Source organism: Paenibacillus sp. S29, from assembly GCF_049319765.1.
Classification (GTDB): Bacteria; Bacillota; Bacilli; order Paenibacillales; family Paenibacillaceae; genus Paenibacillus; species Paenibacillus polymyxa_B.
Genome location: NZ_JBMOUI010000001.1, coordinates 102,630 through 117,642 on the forward strand (window position 1 = coordinate 102,630; position 15,013 = coordinate 117,642).

General features: G+C 43.0%; 11 protein-coding genes. 8 read left to right on the forward strand and 3 right to left on the reverse strand.

Going from position 1 to position 15,013, the window contains the following annotated elements; genetic code table 11:
* Positions 1-198 precede the first annotated feature (198 nt).
* Complete coding sequence (locus ACL9RM_RS00480) at positions 199-438, reverse strand: hypothetical protein (protein WP_254349798.1); 240 nt, start codon at positions 436-438, stop codon at positions 199-201.
* A gap of 397 nt (positions 439-835) precedes the next feature.
* On the opposite strand from ACL9RM_RS00480, the gene ACL9RM_RS00485 reads away from it, so the two are divergent.
* Complete coding sequence (locus ACL9RM_RS00485; protein WP_414126192.1) at positions 836-1,423, forward strand: sensor domain-containing protein; 588 nt, start codon at positions 836-838, stop codon at positions 1,421-1,423.
* A 100-nt stretch (positions 1,424-1,523) separates the two neighbouring features.
* Positions 1,524-3,323, forward strand: coding sequence for a response regulator (locus tag ACL9RM_RS00490; RefSeq protein ID WP_414125988.1), 1,800 nt, complete (start codon positions 1,524-1,526; stop codon positions 3,321-3,323).
* Between the two features lie 171 nt (positions 3,324-3,494).
* Here the strand turns inward: ACL9RM_RS00490 and ACL9RM_RS00495 are convergent, their stop codons facing one another.
* Both ACL9RM_RS00495 and ACL9RM_RS00500 read right to left on the reverse strand, forming a co-directional pair.
* Positions 3,495-5,489 (reverse strand): serine hydrolase, encoded by a 1,995-nt coding sequence (locus tag ACL9RM_RS00495; RefSeq protein ID WP_414125990.1) that lies wholly within the window; start codon positions 5,487-5,489, stop codon positions 3,495-3,497.
* Positions 5,490-5,705: 216 nt separating this feature from the next.
* Complete coding sequence (locus ACL9RM_RS00500; protein ID WP_322159075.1) at positions 5,706-6,794, reverse strand: GntR family transcriptional regulator; 1,089 nt, start codon at positions 6,792-6,794, stop codon at positions 5,706-5,708.
* 290 nt (positions 6,795-7,084) lie between these two features.
* Here ACL9RM_RS00500 and ACL9RM_RS00505 point away from each other — a divergent pair, with 290 nt between their 5' ends.
* The 6 genes from ACL9RM_RS00505 (at position 7,085) to ACL9RM_RS00530 (ending at position 14,863) form a co-directional block, all read left to right on the forward strand.
* Positions 7,085-8,698, forward strand: coding sequence for a xylulokinase (locus ACL9RM_RS00505; RefSeq protein WP_414125992.1), 1,614 nt, complete (start codon positions 7,085-7,087; stop codon positions 8,696-8,698).
* Position 8,699: 1 nt separating this feature from the next.
* Positions 8,700-9,395 (forward strand): L-ribulose-5-phosphate 4-epimerase, encoded by a 696-nt coding sequence (locus ACL9RM_RS00510; protein ID WP_068939259.1) that lies wholly within the window; start codon positions 8,700-8,702, stop codon positions 9,393-9,395.
* A gap of 34 nt (positions 9,396-9,429) precedes the next feature.
* The gene (araA, locus tag ACL9RM_RS00515) at positions 9,430-10,854 is read left to right on the forward strand and encodes an L-arabinose isomerase (protein ID WP_414126193.1); all 1,425 of its coding nucleotides are present in this window, start codon (positions 9,430-9,432) and stop codon (positions 10,852-10,854) included.
* A gap of 121 nt (positions 10,855-10,975) precedes the next feature.
* On the forward strand, positions 10,976-12,097 hold the full coding sequence (locus ACL9RM_RS00520; RefSeq protein ID WP_414125995.1) for a CHAP domain-containing protein: 1,122 nt from the start codon (positions 10,976-10,978) through the stop codon (positions 12,095-12,097).
* A gap of 27 nt (positions 12,098-12,124) precedes the next feature.
* On the forward strand, positions 12,125-12,988 hold the full coding sequence (locus tag ACL9RM_RS00525) for a hypothetical protein (RefSeq protein ID WP_414125997.1): 864 nt from the start codon (positions 12,125-12,127) through the stop codon (positions 12,986-12,988).
* Positions 12,989-13,363: 375 nt separating this feature from the next.
* Positions 13,364-14,863, forward strand: a complete 1,500-nt coding sequence (locus tag ACL9RM_RS00530) for a malate:quinone oxidoreductase (RefSeq protein ID WP_414125999.1) — start codon at positions 13,364-13,366, stop codon at positions 14,861-14,863.
* Positions 14,864-15,013 lie beyond the last annotated feature (150 nt).

The following is a 15,013-nucleotide window of genomic DNA, read 5'->3' on the forward strand; positions in this document are numbered from 1 at the left end:
CATACTCGGAAATTCATTCATATTTCGAAAGCATAAGGGGGGCTCCCCCGCGATGTCGCTCATTCGCGCATTATTTCTTGACAAGATGAGGTTAGGGGATTATGATAACGTGCCGGTCAACTCTACAAGGCAAATAAAATCAAAAAGGCTGATTTTTCGTAGTGCCTTGGCACCGGAATCGTCAGCCTATCGTGCAGATTATCCTACACCATCACTTTCTAACAAAGAATAAAAATTATCACGGTCTTCGTTATCAAATTTGCCAAGTGTCCGTATCTTAACAAATTCGTGTTGGCCATACATGTCTATTTCCTCACCGTACCTATTGTAGAGCGCGATCATATTTCCATCCTGATTCAACTCCATGTACCCGTAACATTTTGCTTCAGGCGCTTCACCGTAAAAGAGCATAAATTTTATTTTGACCACTCTGTGCATGCAGATCCTCCTTTTCTGTCTTTCATATTGGCTTTGAATATATACAGTATTTTCCATGAAGTGTCAACAGATGAGGTTTCCACGTGATGTGAAAACAAAGTAATTATTAATATGATGGATTAAAATTTTTGTATGTATAACTAAGATCGAACGGTTTTTACTTTCTCTGGAGCTCATTTTATTCCACTATGTGTTCCAGCACAGAAACTTGAAGGATTCGTTGTCCAAGAATATAAAATTTCTTGGGAAATATCTGAGGAGAAAGGATATATGGATAGTGTTAATTTCAAGCTTCTAAGTCTTTCCGCCTTGTGTCATATGACATTATGGCACTGGCCGATTTGACATCAAGAGCCGTAGGATACGACTACTACTTGTAAAGGATGTGGGCTCTTTGATGACAAGAACCGTCGTCAGCTTTATTCAAAATGGCTATTTCCTACTGCTTACTTTCGCTACCGGATTGTTTTACTTTTGCTTTTATCTGGTCGCTCTTACATTAGGCTTGAGTCTTTCGTTTACCGTCGCGGGCGTTCCTCTGATTACTCGCATTTTGCGAACTACATACGCCTTCCTGCAATTTGAACGCACACAGACCAAGATCTATACGGACATTACCACCGAGCTTTACGTTAAACCAATAAACACCGATGCCTCTATCTGGCTTCAAGCAAGGAAGGAGCTGCTAAATCGGCGCAACTGGATTGCTATCGGCTGGCTGATGCTGAAGCTTCCGGTGGGTATTTTTAGCCTCATTAGTGCGGCCTTGCTTTATATAACTCCACTCGCAATGATTGCGACCCCGCTCCTCTTTCCGCTATTTAATTATTATTTTATGGGTTTTCTTATAGATACTGTGATAAAATCCATACTGGTTTCGGCCTCAGGAGTCGTATTCACTATGGTGAGCTATAGGCTTGCGAACAGCTTGACGCGTATGCTAGGCGGCTACACCCATCTTATGATCAAGAGTGTGAACCGTTAACCGGAATGTCCCGGTCTGGATTTAAAAGTATTGTTGGATGATGTTCTGCTCTATAATAGGTACGTAATGTCATACTGAAAGTTCTTAGGGGTTGATGGTTTTGTTCGATATGGTAAAGCAGTGGTTCTGGTACGACTGGTTCATGCTTATGATCCGCCTGATTTGCAGTACTTCTCTCCTGCTCACTATCATAGAGCGGCAAGCTCATTTCACGCTGCCGCTTTGGGTTCTTGTGTTTTGGCAGCTTATTGCTTTTTCCGTTCCCTGGCTGTGCTTGCAGCTCAATTATAGATACTACCTGCTTACCGAGATTGTGATCCCGGGCGGGCTGTGCTTGTATTTAGCTTCGTTTTTTCCGGAAGCCTACCTCACATTCCTGTTGTATCCATTTTTAATTGCCGCTAACAGCAAACAAAGAACATATCTTTGGTCAGGTCCTTTATCGGTATTGCTCCTACCCACTATAATTAAGCTGCTTGTAGAGCAGACTGATTTTTGGGTTATGACCATTCAATTCGGGACGGCTTATGCATTCGGATTTTCCTTCCATTTATTGATGGTCAATCATCGTCAAAGCGAAATTATACGCGAGCAAAATGCGGTGCTGGAGCAGTACTTGTCCCAAATCGAGCGCATCACGCTGGCCGAAGAACGAAATCGGCTCTCCAAAGAGCTTCATGATACTGTCGGTCATGCCTACACTTCCCTCATTATGGGATTGGAAACCTTGCGCCCTGAGCTAGAGACGGATACAGGAACGAAACGTCTCGATTCCCTATTGAACCTGGCCCGCCAGAATATGGATGAAGTGAGAGGCTATGTGCATCAAATCGAATCGCCGCATGAAGAACTCCCACTGCTTCAGTCTTTGCGGAAGCTGGCAGAGGAGTTTCAGGAGCATGCTAAGGTGTCGGTTCGTTTCCAGGCCTTCGGAGAGGAATACCCTGTAACGAAGCAAGCGAAGATAGCGCTGTATCGCTGCTTGCAAGAATCATTGACGAATGCAGTGCGTCATGGACACTCGACGGAGATTACGGTTTTGGTGCAATTCGAGCCTCAGCAGACGAGGCTGGAAATTCAAGATAACGGCCGCGGGATGGAACATGGACGGGATGGCTTCGGCTTGAACGCCATGAAAGAGCGAGCAATGAATTTGCAAGGTCATGTTGGCGTCTATACCCAACCGGGCGAAGGCACCCTCGTTACCTGCACCCTGCCACGACAAACGGAGCTTAAGGATGATGTCATCCGTCTGTTGGTCGTCGATGACCAGCCTTTTATCCGTGAAAGTCTGCGGACTCTTCTCGAGGAGCAGCAAGATTTGCAAGTCGTAGGGGTGGCAGAAGATGGCGAGCAAGCCATCGAACTGTGCAGGCAGGTTCAGCCTCAGCTGGTGCTCATGGATTTGGACATGCCGAACCTGGACGGAATCTCCGCATCCCGTACCATAAAACAAACGTGGCCCCACATCCGCATCTTGATTCTCACCACGTTCGAAGATACTGGACAGGCTCTGGAAGCGCTGCGAAGCGGAGCGGACGGATACTTATTGAAGTCGATGAAGCCGGTAGAGCTCGCCGAAACAATACGCACGGTCTATCGCGGAGGCACGCTGATCGATCAGGAGATGTCGCACAAATTGTTTGCACAGCTGGAAGCAGACAAGAGTGGGGAAGATCGGTCGACAACTCAAGTGGCCGCGACCTATGACTTAACTCCACGGGAGCTTGAAATTTTACAGTCCGTGTCGAAAGGACTGCGATATAAAACCATTGCCTCCAAATTGTATTTATCTGATGGTACGGTTAGAAACTATGCGTCATCGGTCTATCTGAAGCTGGGGGTTCGCAACCGGGAGGAAGCGGTGCAAAAAGCCCGGGAGGCAGGGCTTCTGGAATAAACCTTACGGCTCGATGCGGATTTCCGTTGGATATGGAGAAAACTAAAAACAAGCGGCAGCATCAGCAGCCGCTTGTTTCTTATTGTACAAGAAAACCCCCAGTTTGATCGGGGGTTCAGGAAACCTTATATAAAGTATCATTATCTTACTTTTTCTGGTTAACCTTTTGAATTAGTGACTGATTGGCAACGTATAGTAATTAAATGCTTGATCCAATAAGGCACTGGCTTCTTGACGCTTCAAAAGCTGTTTGGAGCGGAAGTTTATGGAGCCGTCTAAATTGGTCTTGGTATCCGGGTCCATGATACCTTGGGAAACAAGAGCTGTGACTGCTTTAACTGCCCAAGCATCCGTTTCGCCACTCAATTTAACCTTAGTTCCAGGCTCAACCTGTTTCAGGTTCTGGATCATTACCGCCGCCATTTGTCTAGTGATAGGAGAATTAGGCTGATAATTACGTAGTCCGGCCATCATCTGCTTCTTATTCGGTTCAATCATGAATGGTTGTTTATACCACCCGTGGGCGCGCAGCAGCACTTCTGAGAATTCTCCCTGAGTCATCGTTCCTTTCGGATCGAAGAGGTTGGCTGACTTTCCGCTCATGACTTTCAAAGCATTAAGGTTGTTTATATATGAAATATATTTACTACCCGCAGGTACATCAGAAAATGGTGAATCAATGTTTATTTTTTGCGCATAAGCAACGAGGTCTGGGAGCTGCATGTAATACAAATATGCAATATGACCTGCTTCATTTTTATTAAACGTCAATTTATTACCTGATTCATCTTCAAATAATAAAGGGTGGATCATTTTGAGTGTATGTCTGCCTGATGTTCCTGTCTCCAATATTAATTTCCCGTCTGAATACGAAACCTTCGTCCTTAAGGCAGCGATACGCGTGTTTTGGTATAATCCCACGTAGTCTTGGGCCTGCTGCTCACTTATTGTCGCGTAGGTTGACTTTGGAACTTCTACTTTTCTCGGATAATAATGATTCATAAATTCCTCATACACGTCAAGACTCATCATGGAGTCGTTATTGTAGGACATGTACATCGCTGTATTCTTTTCAGGCAGAATAACAATCAAGGAAGAATGCCCTGTAACATTTCCTCCTTTTAGAATCACATGCTGATTATTCATCTTCTCTTTGAAGTAGCCTTCGAATCCAATTGTTGTAACCGGGAACTCCTTATCAGGGAATAATTGGTATGTGTGCATTTGCTCTATGCTCTTTGGACTCACCACTTCTTTACCTTTGTACTTTCCTTTGTTCAGGTGCATCATGAGGTACTTCGCCATGTCATCTGCTGTTGAAACCATACCGCCTTCAGGTTTTTCTGTTGGTTTAAACCCGTCCAAAGGTATCAGTTCACCTGTTGGTCCATAGTGAGCAGCCATTCTGCTTAACAATTGGGGGGTAAACCGCACATTCGTCGAAGTCATGCCTAACGGTTTGAAAATATTCTTTTCCATATATCGGGAATATGACATGCTCGTTACGTTTGCTACTGCATATCCAGCTAGCATGAAACCAAAATTGTCATAAGTGTACGCTTCTCCTGGAGGCCTGACAACAGTTGGCATATTTGATGCAATGTACTTCTTCATTGGAAAATATTTGTCCGCGTATTCTGGATGCATTTCCATGAGAATATCTGGTTCATCAAATCCACTTGAATATGTAAGTAGATCAAACATCGTCAGTTTTTTTCCTGTTTTATTCGGAACCTTTATTCCTCCTAAATACTCTTGGATATCGTGTTTTAAATCCATTTTCCCCTTATCGACCAACTGCATAGCTGCCAATGCAGTGAATGACTTTGTAACAGAGCCGATTTGGAAAACGGTATTTTTATCAACAGGAATTCTTTTTTCCCTGTCGGCATAACCGTAACCTTTGCTTAGCATCACTTTCCCACCCGTGACGACCACAAAATTAGAACCAACTGTATTAAACTTCTTCATCTTGTCCGCAAAAACACCATCTGCAAAAGCTTCTAGTTCCTTGGCATTTCGCGGCCCCTCCAAGCTAGTCTTTTCAGATGCAACTGGTGCGTTAACGGGTGCGGCAACTGACGCGCCGTTGGGTGCCATACAGGCGGTAGTTATCGTAGCAGATAACAGTAGAACCGCGAGATTGGTGTGAATCATTTTTTTCATGAATGATCTCCTTGAAATGTATTTTTGCCTCATAGCGTCCGGCAAAACCAAGTATGGCAAAGGACTTGTCATACCAACAAGTTACATTTCGTCACCGACCCATACCAGTCACTTCAAAGTGTCATATGACAATTAGGCACTAGGTGCCTAGTGTTCAATGGTAATATCGTTTTTGGGTGTATCCATTTGATTGTTTACAATGAATGTTGGACCCCTTCACTTCAGTTTCTTTTTTACCGTCTCTCCTTCAATTAACACAGGTTGATAATAGGTGTGGTTGCGTAGGTCCTTCTTTCCTTGCAGTTTCTTGATAACCCAATCGGCGGCATCACGTCCCATTTGTTCCTGTGGGTGTGTTAATGTCGTTAGTTTGATGTTTGCATTCTTGGAAATATAGGAATTATCTTGACCAATAATGGATAAGTCTTCGGGAACAGATATACCAAGTTGTCTGCATACATGTACAACTTCTAATCCTACCTCGTCGTTATAGCAGACAATTGCGGATAACCCGTCTCTTTGTTCGGTTAGGAATTTTTTTAAGTTGGTGGACAGGTCCTGCTTCGTCTCTGTATAGAATGACAGCACTTGCTCTGGGTAAAACCGTAATTTGGCTTCTCCAAGCGCCTTGATATAGCCCTTCATTCGATGCTTTCCTTGTAAATCGTCCATTTTGGCAATGATACCAATGTGTGTGTGTCCGTTAGCAATCAATTCTTTTGTTGCCAGATAGCTGGACTGTACGTCATCGAGACAAAAGAAGGGAACTTCCAACTCTTCATAATAAGCATTAATCATGATAAACGGAACATCCTGCTCCTTGAACGTCAGATAGTAAGAGATATTGGGATTATATAGATTGCTCTTCGTAGGCTCAATGATCAAGCCATCCACACCAAAGGACAACATCATCTCCAAAGCTTTCTTTTCCTGTGCGACATCATTATTTGTACTAGCTAATAGCAATGAATAATTATCTTCATTCAATCTGGCTTCAATCCCGCGAATAATAGAAGGGAAGATGTAATCGGAAATGTAGGTTGTGATGACTCCGATGGTTTTATTACTGGAATTCCCGCCGTTTTTTGATCGAAATTGGTTACTGACATAAGTGCCCGATCCTTTTTCACTTCTTAAAAAACCCTCGTTGGATAGTTCTAAAATTGCCTTACGTACCGTCTGACGGCTAACTTTATACATATCCTGCAAAGCCGATTCCGTTGGAATTTGTTCTCCTACGCTGTATGCTCCTGATAGAATGTTGCTCTTTATATCCTCAAGGATGACCTGATACTTTGGTTTCACTTTATTCCTTCTTTCCTGGTTGTCCTAATACTAATTTACCTACCCATAATATTTGTATGTACATATTTTAGCATAATTATGAGCTTATTATAATCCATAGCCTAACATGCATTAATACTAAAGAAAAAATAGATAAATTCTCGGTTTATCAGAATATTTGTATGTATAACTATGTATGTGTGTTGACAAATGTACGAACAAAAAATATACTAAGGTTGTAAATTAAAGAAAGCGCCTTCTTTCAATTATTGCGATTATAACAGTTGTTCAGAGAGAGGAGTAACGTGAGCATGGATCAAGACATTAAACAAGCGATTACTAAGGGAGAAACCTCACTTGGTATCGAATTTGGATCCACACGTATCAAGGCAGTGCTGATTGATCATCATTTTGAAACCATCGCATCTGGAAGCTATGAGTGGGAAAATCTCTTGGTGGACGGTTATTGGACGTACAACTTAGAGAGTATTATTACGGGTCTGCAAGAGGCTTATAGTGAAATGAAGCAAGAGGTTGAACGAAAATATGGGATTACCCTTCGTACCGTTGGTTCTATAGGATTCTCTGCAATGATGCACGGCTATATGGCTTTTGACAGCAAGGGCGAGTTGCTTGTTCCGTTCCGGACTTGGCGGAATGCGACAACCGGTGCTGCCGCAAAAGTGTTAACTGATAAATTCCAATTCAACATCCCTGAGCGATGGAGTATTGCTCACCTGTATCAAGCTATATTGAACGAAGAGCAACATGTCCCTCAGATTGATTTTATGACGACGTTAGCTGGATATATTCACTGGCTGCTGACTGGCAATAAGGCTATTGGCGTCGGGGATGCTTCGGGCATATTCCCCATTGATGAGACTACACATGATTATAACCAATCGATGGTTAAGCAGTTCGATGAACTCATTGCAGCCAAAGGTTACGATTGGAAGCTAGAAGGAATTCTCCCTAAAGTTTATATTTCAGGCGAGCAGGCAGGTGTACTAACCGCCGCGGGAGCTAAAATCTTAGATAAATCCGAAGATTTACAACCAGGTATTCCGCTTTGTCCTCCAGAAGGTGATGCGGGAACAGGGATGGTCGCTACGAATAGTGTGAGAAAACGGACTGGCAACGTCTCTGTGGGAACCTCGGTTTTTGCCATGCTTGTATTAGAGAAGGACCTTTCAGCGGTATATCCGGAAATTGATCTGGTGACTACACCGAATGGTAATCCGGTCGGAATGGTTCATGCCAACAACTGTTCAAGTGATATCAATGCTTGGCTGGGATTGTTCCGTGAATTCTCTGAGGCAATGGGGCAAAAGGCGGATCCGAATCAATTGTTCAGTGTGCTGCTGAACAAGGCTTTGGAAGCAGATCCAGATGGCGGCGGTTTACTCAGCTATGGCTATTTGTCAGGGGAGAATATCACCGGAATAGAGAAAGGCCGGCCATTGTTTGTCCGCTCTCCTGAAAGCCGTTTCAATTTGGCCAATTTCATGCGGACTCATCTTTTCACTGCGTTTGCTGCTTTGAAAATCGGAATGGATATTTTGACAAAGAAAGAAAATGTCGCAATTGACAGCATTCTGGCTCACGGTGGTTTATTTAAAACCCCTATCGTCGGACAAAAAATTGTTGCGGCTGCCATGAATGTCCCGGTATCAGTGATGTCAACAGCTGGAGAAGGTGGGGCGTGGGGGATTGCTATTCTGGCTTCTTACATGATGAACAAGGATCAACAAGAAAGTCTGGAAGACTTCCTCGACCAAAAAGTATTTAGAGATGCTGAGGGGCAAGAAATTTCTCCCGACAGTTCCGACGTTAAGGGATTTGAAGCATTCATGGAACGCTACACACAAGGCCTGGCGATTGAACAGGCTGCTGTAGATAATCTAGTGGAAAACTGGAGGAATTGACGTGTTAGAGCAACTGAAAGAAGAAGTATATCAAGCCAATCTGGATTTGCCTAAACATGGACTCGTGAAATACACCTGGGGTAACGTAAGCGCTGTTGATCGTGAGAGCCGCTTATTCGTTATCAAACCAAGTGGTGTTAGTTATGACACGATGAAACCTAGCGATATGGTGGTTGTTGATTTTGATGGCAATGTTGTTGAAGGAGAAATGAGACCTTCATCAGATACACCGACTCACGCCGTACTTTATAAGCATTATGCAGAGATCGGCGGTATTGTACACACGCATTCGACTTGGGCGACCATTTGGGCTCAAGCAGGCTTGGATGTACCTGTAATGGGGACTACTCATGCAGACACCTTCTATGGTTCTGTTCCTTGTGCCCGTTTCTTGACACAAGAGGAGATTGATCGTGGTTACGAAGCGGAAACCGGCCGTGTCATCATCGAAACTTTTGAGCAGCGCGGGCTGGATATTTTAGCAGTGCCGGGTGTTCTGCTTAAGGGTCATGCTCCCTTCACTTGGGGCAAAGATGCAAAATCGGCAGTCATGAATAGCGTCGTGTTGGAAGAAGTTTCGAAAATGAATTTATTCGCACGAGAATTGAATCATTTTGCTGAAGAATTGCCGCAACGCATTCTAGATAAACATTATTTACGCAAACATGGGAAAGACGCGTACTACGGGCAAAAGTAATATAAACTAAAAAATTAAGAAAAGAGGATGAATGATGTCAACAGTAGGTACAAAACAGTTCTGGTTTGTCGTAGGTTCACAGCATCTGTATGGGGAAGAAGCATTAGCAGAAGTTAAAGCACACGCACAAGAAATGACCGATGCCTTAAATAAGAGTGGCGTTCTGCCTTATCCGCTTGTATTGCAGGATCTGGCGGTTAGTGCAGACAAAATCACCAATCTCATGAAAGAAGTCAACTATCGTGACGAAGTTGCCGGTGTCATCACTTGGATGCATACCTTCTCGCCTGCAAAAATGTGGATTCGCGGTACTAAATTGCTGCAGAAGCCGTTGCTTCATTTGGCCACACAGTTCAATGAAAGCATTCCTTGGGCTACGATTGACATGGACTTCATGAACCTCAATCAGGCAGCTCATGGTGACCGTGAATATGGATTCATCAATGCCCGTCTGAAGAAACAGAATAAAGTGGTTGTAGGGTACTGGGAACGTGCGGAAGTGCAGAAGCAAATCGCAGAGTGGATGGATGTAGCGGTTGCATATAACGAAAGCTTCAATATCAAAGTTGCCCGCTTTGGCGACAATATGCGTAACGTTGGCGTTACGGAAGGTGATAAGGTCGAAGCTCAAATTCAATTTGGATGGACCGTTGACTACTTCGGAATTGGCGACCTTGTTCAGTACGTCAATGCTGTGAAAGAAGAAGAGATTGATGCTTTGTTCGCGGAATACTCCGAACTCTATGAACTTGATTATGGTACTTATAGCAAGGAAGCTTGGGAAGCCAGCGTAAGAGTGCAAGCAAGCTATGAAATTGCCCTTAAACGGTTCCTGGATCATGGCGGCTATACTGCCTTCACTACGAACTTCGAAGACCTCTATGGTATGAAACAACTTCCTGGTCTTGCCGTTCAACGTTTGATGGCACAAGGATACGGCTTCGCCGGTGAAGGAGATTGGAAGACTGCAGCGCTCGATCGTCTGCTTAAAGTCATGAGCCATAACCAATCCACTGGCTTTATGGAAGACTACACCTATGAATTAGCGGCTGGTCAGGAATCGATCCTTCAATCCCATATGCTTGAAGTTGACCCAACGTTGGCAAGCAACAAGCCTAAAATCATCGTTTCTCCGTTAGGTATCGGCGATCGTGAAGATCCAGCTCGTCTGGTGTTTGACGGCAAGGCAGGAGACGGTGTAGTTGTTTCCATGGCTGACTTTGGCACGCATTATAAACTGTTGATCAATGAGGTTACTGCATTTGAACCGACAGTTCCTGCTCCGAATCTTCCAGTGGCCCGTGTACTGTGGAATGTGAAGCCAAACTTCCAAGATGGGGTTAAAGCATGGATTGAGAACGGCGGTGGTCACCATACCGTGGTTTCCTTGAATCTAACCACAGACCAAATTGTTACTTATGCAAAACTGGTTAACCTGGAATACGTAATTATTAAGTAACTAGAAGATAGTCATCTACTAAAAGCATTGGGTCAGTCCTCAGGACCCAGTGCTTTTTATTGGTTTTCTAAGGATGTCGAGATAAGGGAAGTTGAAGTGGGCAGGGTAGGGAGGCGAAAGCTTGATTTATGAGAGTAAGTTTAAGCGGCTTGAAAGTGTTCGTGGTCTTGTTCATGAAATGCTTGTTACTACAGAGAATACCTCTAAGAAGCAGGAAGCTTGGGTTCACCTTTTCGGGGTATCCAATTTTGCTTCAATGCTTGCTATGAGAAGGGGACAAGATGTGGAGATCGCTGCAATCGCGGGACTGCTACACGGGTTCTATTTCTATAAAACCGGAATTAAGGACTTCCCTGGTCCCAACAGTGCGGATGCTGTAAGACCTATACTACGTAACACCCAACTCTTTACCGACGAAGAGCAGCTTGTCATTCTCCGCTCGATCTTTTATCAAGGAGACAGACATCAAGGACATGGACCATACGAAGAAATAATTAAAGATGCTATTTTATTGCAGATGTACTTACAGAATGCAGGTAACCATTCATTTAAGACGGATATACGTAGACTGCAAAATGTGTTTGTTGAATTGGGGATTCCGGTGGAGCTTGTAGAAGTGGAATTCAACGCAGATACGGAAACGAAAAACAGTAACGCTGAAGACAAACGTCTTATGCTGGCTGATTTTGCAGAAACGTTTGCAGGGAAAAACATTGTTGGTGTCCCGGAAGATGAACGTTATCGGGAAATTTGCAAGTATTGGCCGGACTCTGATATTTATAAAGTACTGGAAGGCAATTGGTGCGCTGCATTTGTATATTATTGTTGTATGCAGGTTGGAATTCTACTGCCCATTCGATATCCCAACTGTATGTATCGATTAGCTGGAGTTGGTGCATGGTTGGATTGGGCCCAGCTGCCTGAAATAGGATTTTTTTATCACGATAAGCAAGATGGATTTGAGCCAGCACGTGGTGATATTGTCGTTTACGAGAAGCTTCTGTCGGATAAGTCCCACGATCATATAGGAATTATTTTAGGTTGTGATGACAACCAGATTTTGGTTGCAGAAGGTAACAAAGACAATAAGAACTACTCCAGTGTTTTATACAGGGATAGAGGTCATTGTATTCTCGGATATATCCAGACAACGGCTATTATTTTCATTTCAGTGGGCAATATACGCCGATCCGTTAAATATAATAGGCGTTATAACGAGATAATTGGTTTCTCCTTAAGGTAATCATTTAATTCATAAGGATGTGATACTATGGCCAATTTACCAGCTACGAAAACGAAACTGGTTATCGTTGAAGGTATACCTGGCTCTGGCAAATCCACATTATCTAGACACATACATGACATGTTAAACACACATCAAATAGAATCGGAACTATTTTTAGAAGGGAACTTACGACATCCCGCTGATTATGAATCGGTTGCATGTATGCCGAACGAAGAACTTGATCGGCTCCGATCTATCTATTCTGAGGTGTTTCATTACATTGATCCGTTTGTATCTGTGAATGGCAACGACTCTTTAATCGCATATGCACTTGCGCAGCAATCAGCTCCAAATGGAATCCCTTCTAGTTTGCATGAGGAAATCCGGCGTTATGAAATTTACGATGGAGTACCCGTAGAAAAGCACTGCGAGTTGATGATTCAACGTTGGAAGTCTTTTGTTAAAGATCAGCGAGAAAAAGAAAAGTTGATAATACTCGAATGCTGTTTTTTACAGAACCCGGGGTGTGCACTACTCGCCCGACATAACGCTGGAGAAGATCGTTTTATTCAGCATGTATTACAGATTGCGGAGCAAATTCAGGAGTTAAATCCAATTTTGTTCTATTTGAAGCAACCGAATGTGCATGAGACGATTGAGCGAGTTAAAACAATGAGATCTCAAGAATGGTTAGATTTCGCGATTTGGTACCATACCGAGCAAGATTATGGAAAGAACAAGGGGCTTTACGGATATGAGGGATATATTCAGTTCCTTGAACATCGACGAGAGCTAGAATTACAAATTATTGAGCAACTTCCTTTTCAATCGTTTATTATGGATAACTCCGATTATGATTGGGGGAATCAACAACAGACCGTTTCGAATATCATAATGAAGTATTTATAAGGGCCCATCCCGTAAAGACATATTTTACCGAGTTATTCATATACATGGACTGTTGATTCAATCATTGGAAATTCGTACTCTATATCATTTGCTTCTAAACGCTTTTTTGATGTCTGTTATTACTGCTAGTAAGTGAAGCCCAAATAATACAGCGTGCTGAGATCCATTCTTATTATTTCTGCAAAGAAAATTCTCACTTTTTAGCAGAAATGATTTATAATTATCAGATAATAGACAATATAATTTTTAAAAGATTATATTTTAGTTATAATAGAGACAGAAAAGATATGTTCCTGAGTGGAGCCTTGCTTCTTGTATCACCTAAGCAGGAGGGCCTGCTCTTTTTTGCAAATATAAGAGATAAGGAAGGTTTTTATGAATAGCATTCAGAAAAATACAGACGTTATCTTAATTGGTGCCGGAGTCATGAGCGCGACTCTGGGATCATTGCTGAAAGAGTTAGCACCGGAGTGGGAAATTCAAGTGTTTGAGAAACTCGCAAACGCGGGAGAAGAAAGCTCTAACGAATGGAATAATGCAGGTACAGGCCATGCTGCACTGTGCGAACTGAACTATACATCCGAGAAGGCTGACGGATCTATAGATATTCGTAAAGCTGTAGACATTAATGAGCAGTTTCAGCTTTCAAGACAGTTTTGGTCTTTTCTTGTAAACAGCAATTTGATTCGTAATCCACAGGACTTTATCAAACCAATACCTCATATGAGTTTGGTAACAGGAGAGAAAAATGTATCTTTTTTGAAAAAAAGGTTTAAAGCGCTTTCAACTATTTCTCTGTTTCAAGGCATGGAATTTTCCGACGACCCTGAAAAGCTGAAGGAATGGATTCCGCTGATTATGGAAGGCCGTACATTGAATGAACCCATCGCGGCAACCAAAATCGACTCTGGAACAGATGTCAACTTTGGTGCTTTAACACGCATGTTGTTTGAGCATTTAAAAAGTAAAAACGTCGAGATCAATTACAAACATAGTGTAAAGGATATTAAACGTGCGAGCGACGGATCGTGGAAGATCAAAGTCCATAATCTGGATAACGGTAAAATCGAATACCATAATGCCAAATTTGTCTTTATCGGTGGTGGGGGTGGAAGTCTACCTTTGCTACAAAGAACCGGTATTCCTGAGTCCAAATATATCGGGGGATTCCCGGTAAGTGGACTATTTATGGTATGTAACAATCCTAAGGTTGTCGCCCAGCATCATGCAAAAGTATATGGTAAAGCTAAGGTTGGTGCTCCTCCCATGTCTGTTCCGCATCTGGATACAAGATATATCGGTAACCAAAAAGCACTGCTATTTGGACCGTTTGCCGGCTTCTCACCGAAGTTCTTGAAAACGGGCTCAAATTTGGATTTGATCGGTTCTGTAAAACCCAATAATCTCATCACGATGTTGGCCGCGGGCGCAAAAGAGATGGCATTGACCAAATATCTGATTCAGCAAGTGATGTTATCGAATGAAAAGCGTCTGGAAGAATTACGCGAGTTTATTCCGAACGCCAAAATCGAGGACTGGGGGATCGTGGTAGCAGGCCAACGTGTGCAGGTGATCAAAGATACGGAGGGTGGAAAAGGAACACTTCAATTTGGTACAGAAGTGGTTAGTGCCGCTGATGGTTCGGTAGCTGCACTGCTCGGCGCCTCTCCGGGTGCTTCTACTGCTGTTCACGTTATGCTGGAAGTATTGGAAAAATGCTTCCCACAACATATGGAAGAGTGGGAACCAAAAATCAAAGAGATGATTCCTTCTTACGGGGTGTCACTAGCGGAAAACCCAGAGCTTTACCAAGAAATTTACAATTCCACAACGGAGGTGCTGGGTCTGGGCGAAAAAGAACCGCTTCATCGTTAATTTTTGCATGGCTGGTAAATTAGTAACTCAAAACCTTCGTATCGTGAACGGAGATCATTAAGTTTACTACTTTTTGAATTGAGTTCGCTTATCCATAATAGAAGAATTAAAATTATATTCAAAAACTCTTGCAAGAAACTTAAAAAAAGC

What these genes read in the sequence shown, in the direction of transcription:
- araA (WP_414126193.1), top strand. Translation starts at nt 9,430, where the DNA reads ATGTCAACAGTAGGTACAAAACAGTTCTGGTTTGTCGTAGGTTCACAG.
- ACL9RM_RS00485 (WP_414126192.1), top strand. Translation starts at nt 836, where the DNA reads ATGACAAGAACCGTCGTCAGCTTTATTCAAAATGGCTATTTCCTACTG.
- ACL9RM_RS00525 (WP_414125997.1), top strand. Translation starts at nt 12,125, where the DNA reads ATGGCCAATTTACCAGCTACGAAAACGAAACTGGTTATCGTTGAAGGT.
- ACL9RM_RS00480 (WP_254349798.1), bottom strand. Translation starts at nt 438, where the DNA reads ATGCACAGAGTGGTCAAAATAAAATTTATGCTCTTTTACGGTGAAGCG.
- ACL9RM_RS00495 (WP_414125990.1), bottom strand. Translation starts at nt 5,489, where the DNA reads ATGAAAAAAATGATTCACACCAATCTCGCGGTTCTACTGTTATCTGCT.
- ACL9RM_RS00530 (WP_414125999.1), top strand. Translation starts at nt 13,364, where the DNA reads ATGAATAGCATTCAGAAAAATACAGACGTTATCTTAATTGGTGCCGGA.
- ACL9RM_RS00505 (WP_414125992.1), top strand. Translation starts at nt 7,085, where the DNA reads ATGGATCAAGACATTAAACAAGCGATTACTAAGGGAGAAACCTCACTT.